Origin of the sequence: Sphingomonas flavida, assembly GCF_036663655.1 — a bacterium.
Taxonomy (GTDB): domain Bacteria; phylum Pseudomonadota; class Alphaproteobacteria; order Sphingomonadales; family Sphingomonadaceae; genus Sphingomonas.
In genome coordinates, this window is record NZ_JAXOJH010000003.1 from 192,105 (window position 1) to 205,044 (window position 12,940).

Here is a 12,940-nt window from a genome sequence, read left to right on the forward strand (position 1 = left end):
TCTTAGCTCCGATAATCGGCGTTGATGGAGATATAGCCGTGCGTCAGGTCGCAGGTCCAAACCGTCGCGACGCCTTCACCCAGCCCCAGGTCGACGCCGACCGCGATCTCCTGTCCCTTCAGATGCGCGGCGACGGGCGCTTCGTCATAACCTTCGACCGCCAGCCCTTCGCGCGCCACCAGCGTTTCGCCGAAGCGGATCGACAGCTTGTCGCGCTCGGCCGGTTCGCCTGCCTTGCCGACCGCCATGACGACGCGGCCCCAGTTGGCGTCCTCGCCCGCGATCGCTGTCTTCACCAGTGGCGAGTTGGCGATCGACATGGCGATACGATGCGCTGAACGGTCGCTTTCGGCACCCTCGACCCGAATTTCGATCAGCTTGGTCGCCCCCTCGCCGTCGCGCACGACCAGCAACGCCAGTTGGTGACACAGATCGGCGAGTGCCGCACGGAAAGCGTCGGCCCCGTCGCTGTCGTCGTCGGTCAGCGGCGCATTGCCCGCCTTGCCCGTCGCAAAGGCCAGCACCGTGTCGCTGGTCGAGGTGTCGCCATCGACCGTGATGCACGAAAAGCTGCGGCCATTGGCGGCGCCGAGCGCACGTTGCAGGAACTCGGGGGCCACGGCCGCGTCGGTGAAGATGAAGCCGAGCATCGTCGCCATGTCGGGCGCGATCATGCCCGACCCCTTGATGATCCCGGCCAGCGTCACTGTGCGGCCATCGACCATGGCGGTGGTCGCCGCCCCCTTGGCGAACGTATCGGTGGTCATGATCGTCGCGGCGGCATTTTCCCAGCCGCAGGGCTCGGCGGTAAAGGCGGCGTCCAGCCCCGCCTCCGCCTTGTCGATGGGCAGCGGCACGCCGATCACCCCGGTCGAGGCGACGAACACGTCCGACGGCTGGCAATCCATCGCGGCGGCGGTGCGGGCGGCGATCGCCTCTACGGCGGCGCGACCGCGGTGGCCGGTAAAGGCGTTGGAATTGCCCGCATTGACGACCAGCGCGCGTGCCTGCCCCAGCACCAGCGCCTGGCGGCACCATTCGACCTCCGGGCTGGGGCATTTGCTGGTGGTCAGCACGCCCGCCACGCTGGTCCCCTCGGGCAGCGTCACGAAGGTCAGGTCGGTGCGATCCCACTTCTTGTACCGCGCACGGGCGACGCGCAGCGTCACACCGTCGATGGCGGGCAAAGCGGGAAAGGGCTGGGCGAGGGGCGAGGTGGCGGTGCTCATAGGGGCAAGCTACATAGCCGAGCGTGTAACCGGAGCAAGCGCTTCCGCCCACTTGACCGATGGCGGAGGGGCGGTTCTGATGCGTCACGTGGGCAGAGGGGCGGGGCTGTATGTGGGGTGTTGGACGGGGCCTTCGAAATGGCGTGCTGGCCCTTCTGGGGCTGCTGCTTGCGATGCTGCTGGTCCTGGTGTCACTGCTGATCGGCCGGGCTTATGAATGGCACCGCCGATACGAACCGCGCCCGCTGCCGCGCGACCTTTCGGTTCCGGCGGTTCCGCCGCGGATATCCGGCAACCCTGCCGCCTATTTCGGGCCGGACGCCTATCCAGCGGAGGCGGCGCGACGGGGCTGGGAAGGCCGTTCGAGCGTCGCGGTCATGGTCGATCCGGAGGGCGTGCCGACCGCCTGCGAAGTCATGAAAAGCAGCGGTCATGCGATCCTCGACCGGACGACCTGTCGCATGGCTATGGAGCATGTCCGGTTCCGGCCCGCCCTTGATCGTCAGGGTCGGCCGGTCAGGAGCATTTATCGGGACTTCGACGTTCGATGGCAGTTGCCGCTACAGCCGGATGCGCAATAGGATCAATGTCCCAGACCCGATCCCGAGATACCGTCGCAGGATGGCCGTTCGATCGTTGCGATGACCCATGCAACGGATGGACGCGACGCGCGTATCTGCCTAAGACAAGCCTCGCATGAACCTGCTTCTGCTCCTTTCTGCCCTTTTGTCCGCGCTGACCGGCGTGGGCGCGAGCGCGCGCGGGCAGGAGGCGCGGGGTGTCGTGGCCGAGCGTTGCATCGTGGCCGCCGCCAAGCAGGCCGCCGTCGCGCGCGCCGCGACCCGGCCGGTGCAGGTGCTGGCCTCGCTGTTCGTCAGCGCACGGCCGCTCGACGTGTTCCGGGCGATCACGCCCCGGCCGATCGCCGCGATCTTCATGGGCCGCCGGCGCGAATAGCCCCTGCGTCGGCTCCTGGCCGACCCCCTCCTTGCCATTGCAGTCGCGCGCGCCGTCCGTTCGGTAGCGCTGCGCCATTCTCACGATATTTCAGTCAGGAAATCGCTTATGTTCGGCGGCCTCGCCAAGTCCCTGTTCGGTTCGTCCAACGACCGTTACGTCAAGTCGCTCAAGCCCATGATCGCCAAGATCGCCGATTTCGAGCCGCAGATGGAGGCGATGACCGACGCGCAGCTTGCCGCGCAGACCGTCAAGTTCCGCGAGCAGCTGGACCAGGGCGCAACGCTCGACAGCCTGATCCCCGAGGCGTTCGCGACGGTGCGCGAAGCCGCCAAGCGCGTGCTGGGCCAGCGTCACTATGACGTGCAGATGATCGGCGGCATCGTGCTCCACCGCGGCGAAATCGCCGAGATGCGCACGGGCGAGGGCAAGACGCTGGTCGCCACGCTGGCCACCTATCTGAATGCGCTGCCCGGCAAGGGCGTGCATGTCGTCACCGTCAACGACTATCTTGCCAGCCGCGATGCCGCGACCATGGGCCGCATCTACGGCTTCCTGGGCATGACGACCGGCACCATCATCCCGAACCTGGACGATGCGCAGCGCAAGGCTGCGTACGATGCCGACATCACCTACGGCACGAACAACGAGTTCGGCTTCGACTATCTGCGCGACAATATGAAATATGAGCGCTCGTCGATGGTGCAGCGCCCCTTCAACTACGCGATCGTTGACGAGGTCGACTCGATCCTGATCGACGAGGCGCGCACGCCGCTGATCATCTCCGGCCCGACCGACGACAAGTCGGAACTGTATATCGGCGTCGATGCGATCGTGAAGCAGCTGACCGCCGACGATTACGAGAAGGACGAGAAGCAGAAGTCGATCATCCTGACCGAGGACGGCACCGAGCGCGCCGAGCGCCTGCTGGAGGCCGCCGGGCTGCTCCAGGGCGAGAATCTCTACGACTTCGAGAACACCCAGGTTGTCCATCACCTGAACCAGGCGCTGCGCGCGAACATGATGTTCAAGCGCGACACCGACTACATCGTGAAGGACGGCAAGGTCATCATCATCGACGAATTCACCGGCCGCATGATGGACGGGCGTCGCTGGTCGGAGGGCCTGCACCAGGCGGTCGAGGCGAAGGAGGGCGTCAATATCGAGCCCGAGAACCAGACCATGGCCTCGATCACCTTCCAGAATTATTTCCGCATGTACCCGAAGATCTCGGGCATGACCGGCACCGCCGCGACCGAGGCGGGCGAATTCTACGACATCTACAAGATCAACGTCGTCACCATCCCGACCAACGTGCCGATCGCGCGCGTCGACGAGGAGGACGAGTTCTACAAGAACACCCAGGACAAGTTCCTGGCGATCGCCAAGAAGATCCGCGACCACGCCGCCAAGGGCCAGCCGGTGCTGGTCGGCACGGTGTCGATCGAGAAGTCCGAGTTGCTGAGCGAATTCCTGACCCAGGAAGGCGTGCCCCACAAGGTCCTGAACGCGCGCTATCACGAGATGGAAGCGCATATCGTGGCGCAGGCCGGTCGCCTGAGCGCGGTGACGATCGCGACCAACATGGCCGGTCGCGGCACCGACATCCAGCTGGGCGGCAACCTGGAATTCCGTATGCTCGACGAGCATCCCGAGATGGTCGAGGGCACGCCCGAATATGAGGAAGCGGCGACCCGCATCCGCGGCGAGATCATCGCCGAAAAGCAGAAGGTGCTGGAAGCGGGCGGCCTGTTCGTGCTGGGTACCGAGCGCCACGAAAGCCGCCGCATCGACAACCAGCTGCGCGGCCGTTCGGGTCGTCAGGGCGATCCGGGCCTGTCGCGCTTCTACCTCAGCCTCGACGACGACCTGCTGCGCATCTTCGGGCCGGATACGCTGTTCGCCAAGATGATGCGCAACAATATCGAGGATGGCGAGGCGATCGGCAGCAAGTGGCTGTCCAAGGCGATCGAAACCGCGCAGAAGAAGGTCGAGGCGCGCAACTACGACATTCGCAAGCAGGTCGTCGAATATGATGACGTGATGAACGACCAGCGCAAGGTCATCTACGAACAGCGCGCCGACATCATGGATGCCGAGACGGTGGGCGAAGTCGTCACCGACATGCGTGCCGAGACGGTCAACGCGATCGTCGGCACCGCCTGCCCGCCGAACAGCTATCCCGAACAATGGGATGTGGCCGGCATGAAGCAGCAGTTGAAGGACCTGCTGAACCTCGAGCCGCCGATCGACGACTGGATGACCGAGGAAGCGATCGATCCCGAAGTCGTGCTGGAGCGGGTGACCGCCATGGCCGACGAGGCGGTCGACGCCAAGGCCAAGGAACTGGAGCCCGATACCTGGACCAGCGTCGAGAAGTCGATCCTGCTCCAGAATCTGGACCATCACTGGAAGGAGCATCTGGCCACGCTCGACGCGCTGCGCCAGGTCGTCCACCTGCGCGCCTATGCGCAGAAGACGCCGATCAACGAGTATAAGCATGAGGCGTTTTCGCTGTTCCAGCGCATGCTCGACAATATCCGTGAGGATGTGACGCGCACCATCGCCTATGCCCAGTTCCAGCTTCAGGCGCCGCCGGAGCTGCCCGAACTGCCGGACTTCATCACCTCGCACTTCGACCCGTTCACCGGCGAGGACAACACCAACGACTGGGATGCGGCCGCGCGCGGGCTGCTCCAGCCGCAGATGCCGCCGATGCAGATCCCGCAGCCGGACGGCGCCGACCTGGGCACCAATCCTTCGCAGTGGGAAGGCCGCGTCAATCGCAACGCGCCGTGCCCCTGCGGCTCGGGCCTGAAGTACAAGCACTGCCACGGAGCGGTGACGGCCTGATCGGCTGCTTCCTGATGCTTTGGAAAGGGCGGTGGGCTTCGGTCCGCCGCCCTTTTCTTTGTGGCGAGGGCAAATAACAGGCCGCAGCTCTTCTTCACTCTCTGAGAAGGGAGAAAAGGGGGAGGCGCAACAAGGGGCCGCGATCGGAAACCTGGGAGAGCGCCTTGGTTAGGGCGGACTTTCGCTATCCGAACCGGCGGGGTTGCAGAGCTGGACGGAGGCTTAGCGCGACCTCGTCAACGCACGCCGCGTGCGTGGCGGGAGGCCTTGGAGGCACATACCAAACAAAAGGGCGGCCACTCCCGGTGGAGTGACCGCCCCTATGCCTGGACAGAACTGACCGAATTACTTCGGCATCACCACCGTCGGCCCGATCGTGGAGACGATCGCGCGCGCGTCGAAGGCGCGGAGGTTGTCGCGCGGGATCGGGCCCTTGCGCATCACGACCTCGGCGGTGGCTTCGTACCGGTCGATGGTATTGATATCCATGTTGTTGCCGAAGAAGGGATCACCCCAGAACGGGTCCCAGCTACGCCAGCCAAAACCGCGGCCATAATAGCGCCAGGACGGGCCCCACCAGCCGCCACCCCAGCCACCGAAGCCTGGCCCGAAGGCACCCGGTCCCGGCGTCGAATAGGTGCGCGAGCGAAGCTGCGTGTCGCGGTCGGCCATCACGAAATAGTCATAGCCGTTGGCCAGCGTCAGCTCGGCCGCGCGGAACAGCAGGTAACGCTCGACCGTATCGCGCGACGTCACCGTATTGCCAGCGAAGCTGACGATGAAGCGACCCGGCTCCAGCTGCTGATCGGAATAACCGGTGCGATAGAAACCCGAACCCGTGGCCGGGCGATAGGTGGTTTCGGTCGCGCATCCCGCGACCATCAGGGTGCTGGCGCCCAGCAGGGCAAGCGCGACCTTCCGACCGAATTGCATGGACTTTTCTTCCTTTCCTGCCCCTCGGGCGCGCCGGGAGGCCCACGTCCTGTAGATCATGTCACCAAAACGGTCGATGAACGGTTTGGCTCCCGCGATGAATTGTGTGTCACGCCCCCGTCAAGTGCAGCGCGACCTGCCGTCGATGGGGTGCCCGGCGATGCTCGAACAGATAGATGCCCTGCCACGTCCCCAGCATCAGGCGCCCCCCGATCAGCGGGATCGACAGGTGGATGCCGGTCAGGATGCTGCGCAGATGCGCGGGCATGTCGTCGGGGCCTTCGTCGTCGTGGGCATAGGCGCGAGCGTCCTCGGGCGCGATTCGGGCGAAATAGGCGAGGATGTCGGTCTTCACCTCCGGCGCGGCATTTTCCTGGATGATCAGCGAGGCCGAGGTGTGGCGGCAGAACAGGGTCAGCAACCCTTCGTCCATGCCCTGTTCGCGCACCCATGCCGCGACCGGCCGGGTACATTCGGTCAGGCCCTGGCCGTGGGTGTCGATGCTGAGAATCGTGGTGGCTTGGCGCATGGGTCTTCAATGCCCGACGCGCCCATTCGATACCAGCCGCCGTCGAAGAGGGCGATCGGGCGGGCCGATTGAACGGGTTGGTCTGCGGCGCGTTGGGCAGGACTGAAGATAAGGAGACCTGCCATGAAAGCTATGCTCGCCGCGTTGGCCATCGTTACCGTTGCCGCCCCGATCGCCGCGACGCCGGCTGTCGCCCAGGATCGCGACTATCGCTGGCATGGCGATCGCGATGACTGGGACGCCTCGCGCGACTATCGCCGTGGTAACCACCGCGAGCGCCGCCTGGGCCGTGATGACCAAGTCTTCCGTGGCCGCGACGGTCGTACCTATTGCAAGCGCAACGACGGCACCACCGGCCTGGTGGTCGGCGCGCTCGGCGGCGGCGTGCTGGGCAATGTGATCGGTGGCGGCACGCTGGGCACCCTGCTCGGCGCGGGCGGTGGCGCGTTGCTCGGCCGCTCGATCGATCGCGGCAAGGTCCGCTGCCGCTAATACCGGAATGACGGAAGGCGCCGACGGACATCCGTCGGCGTCGTTCCGACAGACCGGTGGCTTGGCCCCTAGCCAAAGACGGACGCCCGCCGCATGATGCACGGCGGGAGGGACGTAATGCGCATCAACTTGAAATGGACGACCGCCATGGCCGCCGCCTTGCTGGCGAGTGGCTGCAACCGCGCCAAGGCGGACGACAACTGGACCGCCGACCAGGATACGGCGATCTGCACCGATGCGCAGGGCAAGCGCCTGCCCGACGATCGTTGTCGCCAGACCCGCGTCGGCGGTGGTGGAGCCTTCTGGTATTTCCTGGGACGCGGCCGCGCCATTCCCTTTTACGGCGAACGGGCCACGGGCGGCAGCTTCCGCCCTGCTGGCGGTACCCGCTATTTTACCGCGCCCAGCGGCAGTGCGATGACCCGGTCGGCGGCGATCAGTCGTGGCGGCTTTGGTGCGTCCGCCTCACGCTTCGGCAGCGTCCACGCATGATCCGCCAGACTCTGACGCCCCGTCCGGACTGGCAGGCTAAGGTCGAGGCGCTTGGCCTGATCTGGCACGCCGGGGACGAGCGGCCCTATTGGGACGAAAGCGCCTGTTATCGCTTTACCCGTGCGCAGATCGATACGATCGAGAGCGCCACGACCGAACTCTATCGATTGTTCCTGGCGGCGGGGGAGGCGGTGGTCAGCGATCCCGCGCTGCTCGCCCGCTTTGCGATCCCGCCCGCCTTTCACGACCCCATTCGCGAGGCATGGGAGGCCGAGCCGCCGTCGCTGAACTTCGGACGGTTCGATCTGGGCTATGACGGATCGGGCGCGCCCAAATTGTTCGAGTTCAACTGCGATACGCCCACCTCGCTGCTCGAGGCTGCGGTCGTGCAATGGGCGTGGAAGGACGCGTGTTTCCCGGCGCTCGACCAGTTCAACAGCCTGCACGAGGCGCTGGTCGCCCGCTGGGTCGAGATCGCGCCGCATCTGCCCTCGACCCTGCATATCGCCCATGTCGAGGATGTGGCGGGCGAGGATGCCGTCACCGCCGCCTATATCCGCGACACCGCCGAGGCCGCCGGGATCACCACCGTCCCGATCCTGATGGAGCGCATCGGCTGGCATCACGAGGCGCATTGCTTCGTCGACGACGCGGACATGCGGATCGAGGCGATGTTCAAGCTCTATCCATGGGAATGGCTGGTCCAGGAGGAATTCGCGGTGCCGTTGCTTCACAATCTGGAGCGCGGCGACCTGATATGGATCGAGCCGATCTGGAAGATGATCTGGTCGAACAAGGCGATCCTGCCGATCCTGTGGGATCTGTTTCCGGGGCATCCGAACCTGTTGCCCGCCAGCTTCACGATCCCGGACGGCGATGCCGTCGCCAAGCCGCTGCTGTCGCGCGAGGGAGCGAATGTCTCGATCCGCAAGGCGGGGAGCATCCTGGCCGAAACGCCCGGCCATTATGGCGAAGAGGGATATATCTACCAGTCGCTCTACCGATTGCCGGAGGCGGCGCCGGGATGTTTTCCGGTACTGGGAAGCTGGGTCGTCGACGGCGCGGCGGTGGGGATGGGTATCCGCGAGGACGGCCTGATCACCTCGAACACCGCGCGGTTCGTACCGCATGTGATCGACGGCTGATCCGTCATGGCTGGCGCTGTCTGGGGTTCTACAGCGCCGGTGGCTCCCTGAGTAGGATTCGAACCTACGGCCGCTCGATTAACAGTCGAGAGCTCTACCGCTGAGCTATCAGGGAATGTACCGGCGCTGTGGAGGGGTCCTATAAAGGGCTCGAAAAAAGCCGCAACCCCTTTTTTGACGGATTTGCGTAAGCTGGCCCGCCAAAGCTGTGGATAAAAATCCGATCAGGCGACGAATTGTTCCCCCCTGTCGCTTAGGCGACGAACTGTTCCCCCCTGTCGCTTAGGCGACGAACTGTTCCCCCGTCGCTTAAGCGACGAACTGCTCCATCGTGATGCGGTCGTCCAGCGCATGTTCGGGGTCGAACATCAGGGTCAGCTCGCGCGAGCGGTCCATGCAGATGTCGACCTGTGCCACGTCCCGAACCTCACGCTGGTCGGCGACCGCCGAGACGGGGCGCTTGCCCGCGTCCAGGACCTTGATCGACACGCGTGACTTGTCGGGCAGGATTGCACCGCGCCAGCGCCGGGGACGGAAGGGGCTGATCGGGGTCAGCGCGATCAGCGCCGAACCGAGCGGCAGGATCGGCCCCTGGGCGGAGAAATTATAGGCGGTCGATCCCGCCGGGGTTGCGGCCAGGATGCCGTCGCACACCAGTTCGGGCAGGACGACGCGGCCGTTGACCGTCACCTCCAGCTTGGCGGTCTGGCGGGTTTCGCGCAGCAGCGAAACTTCGTTGATCGCGGGCAGTTGATGGACGCGCCCGTCGATGCCCGTCGCCGTCATCTGAAGCGGGGTGACACGGAACGGCTTGGCGCGGGCGAGGCGATCCTCCAGCCCATAGCTGCGCCATTCGTTCATCAGGAAGCCGACCGTGCCCAGATTCATGCCGAACACCGGCACGGGGCCGCGCCGCCGCTCCAACATGCGGTGAAGCGTCTGGAGCATGAAGCCATCGCCGCCCAGGGCGATGACATAGTCCGCATCGTCGAAATCGACCCAATCGGCACTATTGTGCAGATCGGTGACCGCCGCCTGCGCGGGCGCGGTGGGCGAGGCGACCAGGGCCCGCCGGACGGGATGGGTCATCCGCCGGTCACGCTCATATGGCGTGACACCGCCGGGGCCGATCCCGTCTCGATACGGAAATCGTGCCGGGCAGGCTTGGTGGCCAGCCCGATATCGATCGCAGCGTCCAGCCCCGCGATCCCGCCGTCGCGCAGCGCGGCCTTCAAATCCACCTGATCCTCATGACCGAGACACATATACAGCTTGCCCTCGGTCGTCAGCCTCACCCTGTTGCAACCATCGCAAAAATTCGCGGTCAGCGGCGAGATCAGGCCCAGGCGGGTTTCCGTACCCTCCACCTGCCAATAGCGGGCGGGGCCACCGGTACGGTGCCCGGCGCGGACCAGCGGGAATTCCGCTGCGAGTCGGTCGAAAACGGTGGTCAGCGGCAGGAAGCGGTCGACCCGATCCTCGTCGATAACGCCCAGCGGCATCGTTTCGATCAGGGACAAATCTAATCGCTCCGAAACGCACCACGAAAGCATCGAAGCGATTTCGTGTTCGTTGAGACCCTTGAGCGCAACCATGTTGAGCTTGACGGAAAGGCCGGCGTCACGTGCGGACAAGATACCATGGATAACCTGCTCCACGTCACCATGGCGCGTGATGTAGCGGAAGCAGTCGGGATCGCGGCTGTCGATGCTGACATTGATGCGCCGGATGCCTGCCGCGACCAGCGCCCCGGCATGGTCGGCCAGGCGCGTGCCGTTGGTCGTCATGGTCAACTCGTCCAGGCCGTTTCCGACATGCCCCCCCAGTCGGCGGACCAGGTCGACCACATCGCGCCGGACCAGCGGCTCCCCGCCCGACAGGCGGATGCGAGTCACGCCGCGCGCGATGAAGCGTTCGGCGATGATCGCGATCTCGTCCAGGCTCAGCAGCTTGGCACGGGGCAGGAACGTCATCTGCTCGGACATGCAATAACGACAGCGCAGATCGCAGCGATCGGTTACCGAAATTCGCAGATATCGGATCGTGCGGCCATGTTGATCGACAAGCGATCCGGCGGTCGAGGCTTTGGCGCAGCCCATCGTCAAAGGGGTAGCCCCAAGGCGGGACGCGAACAAGACGGAATGCCGTTGGTGAAGCCTCGGGCGGTGGATAGGAAGCGTGCATGACGCAGGATGAATTCGGATTTAACGCGCACCGCAGAGGAACGGCGGTCTTCGCCCTTTCGTTCCATCACCCTGCCATCATGGACGAAGCCATCATCCGTGCCGGTTGGGCCATCTGGTCGGTCGCGCCGCGCGACGGCGAGCCTCCGGCGGGTGACGCACTGGTCGGCGCTTTCCTGGCGAGTGAGGCGCGTGTCGCCCTGATCGACGCGCGCGCGCCCGGCGACCTGGGCCTGCGCGCGGCGCAGGCGCTGGGCGCGGTGATCGCGGCGACCGGCGCGGCGATGCTGGTCGCGGTGCCCGATACGCTGCCCGACACGCTCGACGCTTTTGTCGCGGCGGGGACGACCCATGTCCTGACACCCGACGCGGACGATGCGATGCTGCACGCGTCGCTGAAACTGGCGGAGCGCCACGCCCGGCGGACGCTCGACGTGCGCCGCCGCCGCACCCATGCCGATGGCGAAGTGGGCGAGGTACATCGCTGGATCGCGGATGCGATGGATCATGGGCAGCCCTGCCTGGCGATCATCGTGGCGCTGTCGCGGCTCGACCTGATCAATGCGGCGCATGGGCGTCCGGCGGGCAACATGCTGTTGCGCTCGGTCGAGACGCGGATGCAGGCCGCGGCGGCCGAAGTGTTCGGTGACGGCGCGGTCGTCGCGCGTTCGGGCGGGGCCGAGTTCGTGATGGCCGGGGTCGCCGAGCCCGATCGGGCCCGCGCGATCGCCGACACGCTGGAGACGTTGCTCGCCCTGCCGTTCCAGGCCGGGTCGGTGCCGATCCGCCTGGGCGTGCGGCTTGGCCTTGCCGCGTCGCGACCCTCGGAAGACCCCGCCAGCGTTCTTGCGCGCGCGGGCGAAGCGCTGAGCCAGGCGCAGGCCGGCGACGGCACGATGCTGCGCTTCGCGCATCCGGGCGACGTGACCCCCCTCGACGTGCTGGCCGCCGATCTGCATCACGCGATCGAGCGGAGCGAGATCGACATCGTGTTCCAGCCGCAGGTCGAGATTCGAAGCGGACGGATCACCGGCGTCGAGGCGCTGGCCCGCTGGCGGCATCCGACGCTGGGACCGCTGGGTGCCGACCCGCTGTTTGCGGCGGCGGAGCGTGCCGATCTGGGCCTCGCGCTGTCGGACCATATCCAGCAGATCGCGCTGCAACGGGCCGCGCGCTGGCCGCTGGCCATGTCGCATCTGCGGCTGTCGATCAACATCACCGCGGCCGATGTCGCGCGGGCGGGGTTCGCGCGGCTGTTCCTCGAACGGGTGGCGAGCAGCGGATTTCCGATCGACCGCCTGACCGCAGAGATCACCGAAACCGGGCTGATCCGCGAACTGGACCGTGCCGCCGTCGTCCTCGACAGCCTGCGCCAGGCCGGAGTGCGGATCGCGATCGACGATTTCGGCACCGGCTATTCCAGCCTGGCCTATCTGACCAGCCTGCCGATCGACTATCTGAAGCTCGACCGCGCGCTGGTGTCCGAGGTGGATGCGTCGCGGCGCGACCGGGTGGTGGTGCGCGGGATCATCCGCATCGCCGCGCATCTGGGCATGTCGATCGTCGCCGAGGGGGTCGAGACGCATGACCAGGCGGTGTTGCTCGGACGGCTGGGTTGTGAAATCTATCAGGGATTCCTGCGTGCCGCCCCACTCGACGATGCGGCGTTGCGGGCGATGATCGAGGAGGAACTGGAATGCGCGGCCTGACCGTCATGACCATTGCGGCGGCCACGCTGATGCCGGTGGCCGTCCATGCCGCGGCGCCCGCGACCGACCCGGCCGAGGCGGGCATCCGGGCGGCCATGGCCGACAGCGCGAAGGGATGGGACGAGGGCGATTTGAACCGCTTCGTCGCCATCTATGCCGCCGATGCGGTCTTCGTCGGCAAGGACGGCCTGATCCGGGGCAAGGCGGCGATTGCCGAGAATTATCGGCGCAGCTTCACCGGCAACGGGAACGCCCGTGGGCAGCTGCGCTTCGACTTCCTGGCCTTCAAACCGATCGGCGAGCGCCGCATCCTGTTTGCGCGGTGGAACCTGTCGGGCGGCGAGAGTGGGATGACGACGCTGGTCTTCGAGCGCCGCGCGGCCGGCTGGCGGATCATCGCCGACCATAGCAGCTGAAG

Annotated in this window: 13 protein-coding genes and 1 tRNA gene; 8 read left to right on the plus strand and 6 right to left on the minus strand. The window is 66.0% G+C overall.

Going from position 1 to position 12,940, the window contains the following annotated elements:
- Positions 1-2: 2 nt before the first annotated feature.
- Positions 3-1,229, minus strand: a complete 1,227-nt coding sequence (gene argJ, locus U1703_RS05120; RefSeq protein WP_332784852.1) for a bifunctional glutamate N-acetyltransferase/amino-acid acetyltransferase ArgJ — start codon at positions 1,227-1,229, stop codon at positions 3-5.
- A gap of 143 nt (positions 1,230-1,372) precedes the next feature.
- Here argJ and U1703_RS05125 point away from each other — a divergent pair, with 143 nt between their 5' ends.
- The 3 genes from U1703_RS05125 (at position 1,373) to secA (ending at position 5,039) form a co-directional block, all read left to right on the plus strand.
- Positions 1,373-1,810 (plus strand): energy transducer TonB, encoded by a 438-nt coding sequence (locus U1703_RS05125; protein WP_332784853.1) that lies wholly within the window; start codon positions 1,373-1,375, stop codon positions 1,808-1,810.
- Positions 1,811-1,925: 115 nt separating this feature from the next.
- Positions 1,926-2,186, plus strand: coding sequence for a hypothetical protein (locus U1703_RS05130; protein WP_332784854.1), 261 nt, complete (start codon positions 1,926-1,928; stop codon positions 2,184-2,186).
- Positions 2,187-2,294: 108 nt separating this feature from the next.
- Entirely contained in the window at positions 2,295-5,039 is a 2,745-nt protein-coding gene (gene secA / locus U1703_RS05135; RefSeq protein ID WP_332784855.1) for a preprotein translocase subunit SecA, read from the plus strand.
- Between the two features lie 345 nt (positions 5,040-5,384).
- On the opposite strand, the gene U1703_RS05140 is transcribed toward secA, so the two are convergent.
- Both U1703_RS05140 and U1703_RS05145 read right to left on the minus strand, forming a co-directional pair.
- Entirely contained in the window at positions 5,385-5,972 is a 588-nt protein-coding gene (locus U1703_RS05140) for a CC0125/CC1285 family lipoprotein (protein WP_320452256.1), read from the minus strand.
- A gap of 109 nt (positions 5,973-6,081) precedes the next feature.
- The gene (locus U1703_RS05145) at positions 6,082-6,501 is read right to left on the minus strand and encodes a secondary thiamine-phosphate synthase enzyme YjbQ (protein ID WP_320452257.1); all 420 of its coding nucleotides are present in this window, start codon (positions 6,499-6,501) and stop codon (positions 6,082-6,084) included.
- 123 nt (positions 6,502-6,624) lie between these two features.
- Between U1703_RS05145 and U1703_RS05150 the strand changes: the two genes are divergently transcribed.
- From U1703_RS05150 to U1703_RS05160, 3 genes are all read left to right on the plus strand, one after another.
- Positions 6,625-6,993, plus strand: coding sequence for a glycine zipper 2TM domain-containing protein (locus tag U1703_RS05150; protein ID WP_320452258.1), 369 nt, complete (start codon positions 6,625-6,627; stop codon positions 6,991-6,993).
- Between the two features lie 117 nt (positions 6,994-7,110).
- Positions 7,111-7,485 (plus strand): hypothetical protein, encoded by a 375-nt coding sequence (locus tag U1703_RS05155; RefSeq protein ID WP_320452259.1) that lies wholly within the window; start codon positions 7,111-7,113, stop codon positions 7,483-7,485.
- On the plus strand, positions 7,482-8,630 hold the full coding sequence (locus tag U1703_RS05160; RefSeq protein ID WP_332784856.1) for a glutathionylspermidine synthase family protein: 1,149 nt from the start codon (positions 7,482-7,484) through the stop codon (positions 8,628-8,630). Before U1703_RS05155 ends, U1703_RS05160 begins: the two co-directional genes overlap by 4 nt.
- Positions 8,631-8,670: 40 nt before the next feature.
- On the opposite strand, the gene U1703_RS05165 is transcribed toward U1703_RS05160, so the two are convergent.
- The 3 genes from U1703_RS05165 to moaA all read right to left on the minus strand — a co-directional run bounded on the left by U1703_RS05165 (position 8,671) and on the right by moaA (position 10,729).
- Positions 8,671-8,745, minus strand: a tRNA-Asn gene (locus U1703_RS05165).
- 194 nt (positions 8,746-8,939) lie between these two features.
- On the minus strand, positions 8,940-9,719 hold the full coding sequence (locus U1703_RS05170) for an NAD kinase (RefSeq protein WP_320452261.1): 780 nt from the start codon (positions 9,717-9,719) through the stop codon (positions 8,940-8,942).
- Entirely contained in the window at positions 9,716-10,729 is a 1,014-nt protein-coding gene (gene moaA, locus U1703_RS05175) for a GTP 3',8-cyclase MoaA (RefSeq protein ID WP_332784857.1), read from the minus strand. Before moaA ends, U1703_RS05170 begins: the two co-directional genes overlap by 4 nt.
- Before the next feature lie 164 nt (positions 10,730-10,893).
- On the opposite strand from moaA, the gene U1703_RS05180 reads away from it, so the two are divergent.
- Positions 10,894-12,522: an EAL domain-containing protein gene (locus U1703_RS05180; RefSeq protein ID WP_332784858.1), complete on the plus strand. Its 1,629-nt coding sequence runs from the start codon at positions 10,894-10,896 to the stop codon at positions 12,520-12,522.
- Positions 12,510-12,938, plus strand: a complete 429-nt coding sequence (locus U1703_RS05185; RefSeq protein WP_332784859.1) for a YybH family protein — start codon at positions 12,510-12,512, stop codon at positions 12,936-12,938. Before U1703_RS05180 ends, U1703_RS05185 begins: the two co-directional genes overlap by 13 nt.
- Positions 12,939-12,940 lie beyond the last annotated feature (2 nt).

Coding starts and splice junctions, on each gene's coding strand:
- argJ (WP_332784852.1), bottom strand. CDS start 1,229: ATGAGCACCGCCACCTCGCCCCTCGCCCAGCCCTTTCCCGCTTTGCCC.
- U1703_RS05130 (WP_332784854.1), top strand. CDS start 1,926: ATGAACCTGCTTCTGCTCCTTTCTGCCCTTTTGTCCGCGCTGACCGGC.
- secA (WP_332784855.1), top strand. CDS start 2,295: ATGTTCGGCGGCCTCGCCAAGTCCCTGTTCGGTTCGTCCAACGACCGT.
- U1703_RS05140 (WP_320452256.1), bottom strand. CDS start 5,972: ATGCAATTCGGTCGGAAGGTCGCGCTTGCCCTGCTGGGCGCCAGCACC.
- U1703_RS05145 (WP_320452257.1), bottom strand. CDS start 6,501: ATGCGCCAAGCCACCACGATTCTCAGCATCGACACCCACGGCCAGGGC.
- U1703_RS05150 (WP_320452258.1), top strand. CDS start 6,625: ATGAAAGCTATGCTCGCCGCGTTGGCCATCGTTACCGTTGCCGCCCCG.
- U1703_RS05155 (WP_320452259.1), top strand. CDS start 7,111: ATGCGCATCAACTTGAAATGGACGACCGCCATGGCCGCCGCCTTGCTG.
- U1703_RS05160 (WP_332784856.1), top strand. CDS start 7,482: ATGATCCGCCAGACTCTGACGCCCCGTCCGGACTGGCAGGCTAAGGTC.
- U1703_RS05170 (WP_320452261.1), bottom strand. CDS start 9,719: ATGACCCATCCCGTCCGGCGGGCCCTGGTCGCCTCGCCCACCGCGCCC.
- moaA (WP_332784857.1), bottom strand. CDS start 10,729: ATGGGCTGCGCCAAAGCCTCGACCGCCGGATCGCTTGTCGATCAACAT.
- U1703_RS05180 (WP_332784858.1), top strand. CDS start 10,894: ATGGACGAAGCCATCATCCGTGCCGGTTGGGCCATCTGGTCGGTCGCG.
- U1703_RS05185 (WP_332784859.1), top strand. CDS start 12,510: ATGCGCGGCCTGACCGTCATGACCATTGCGGCGGCCACGCTGATGCCG.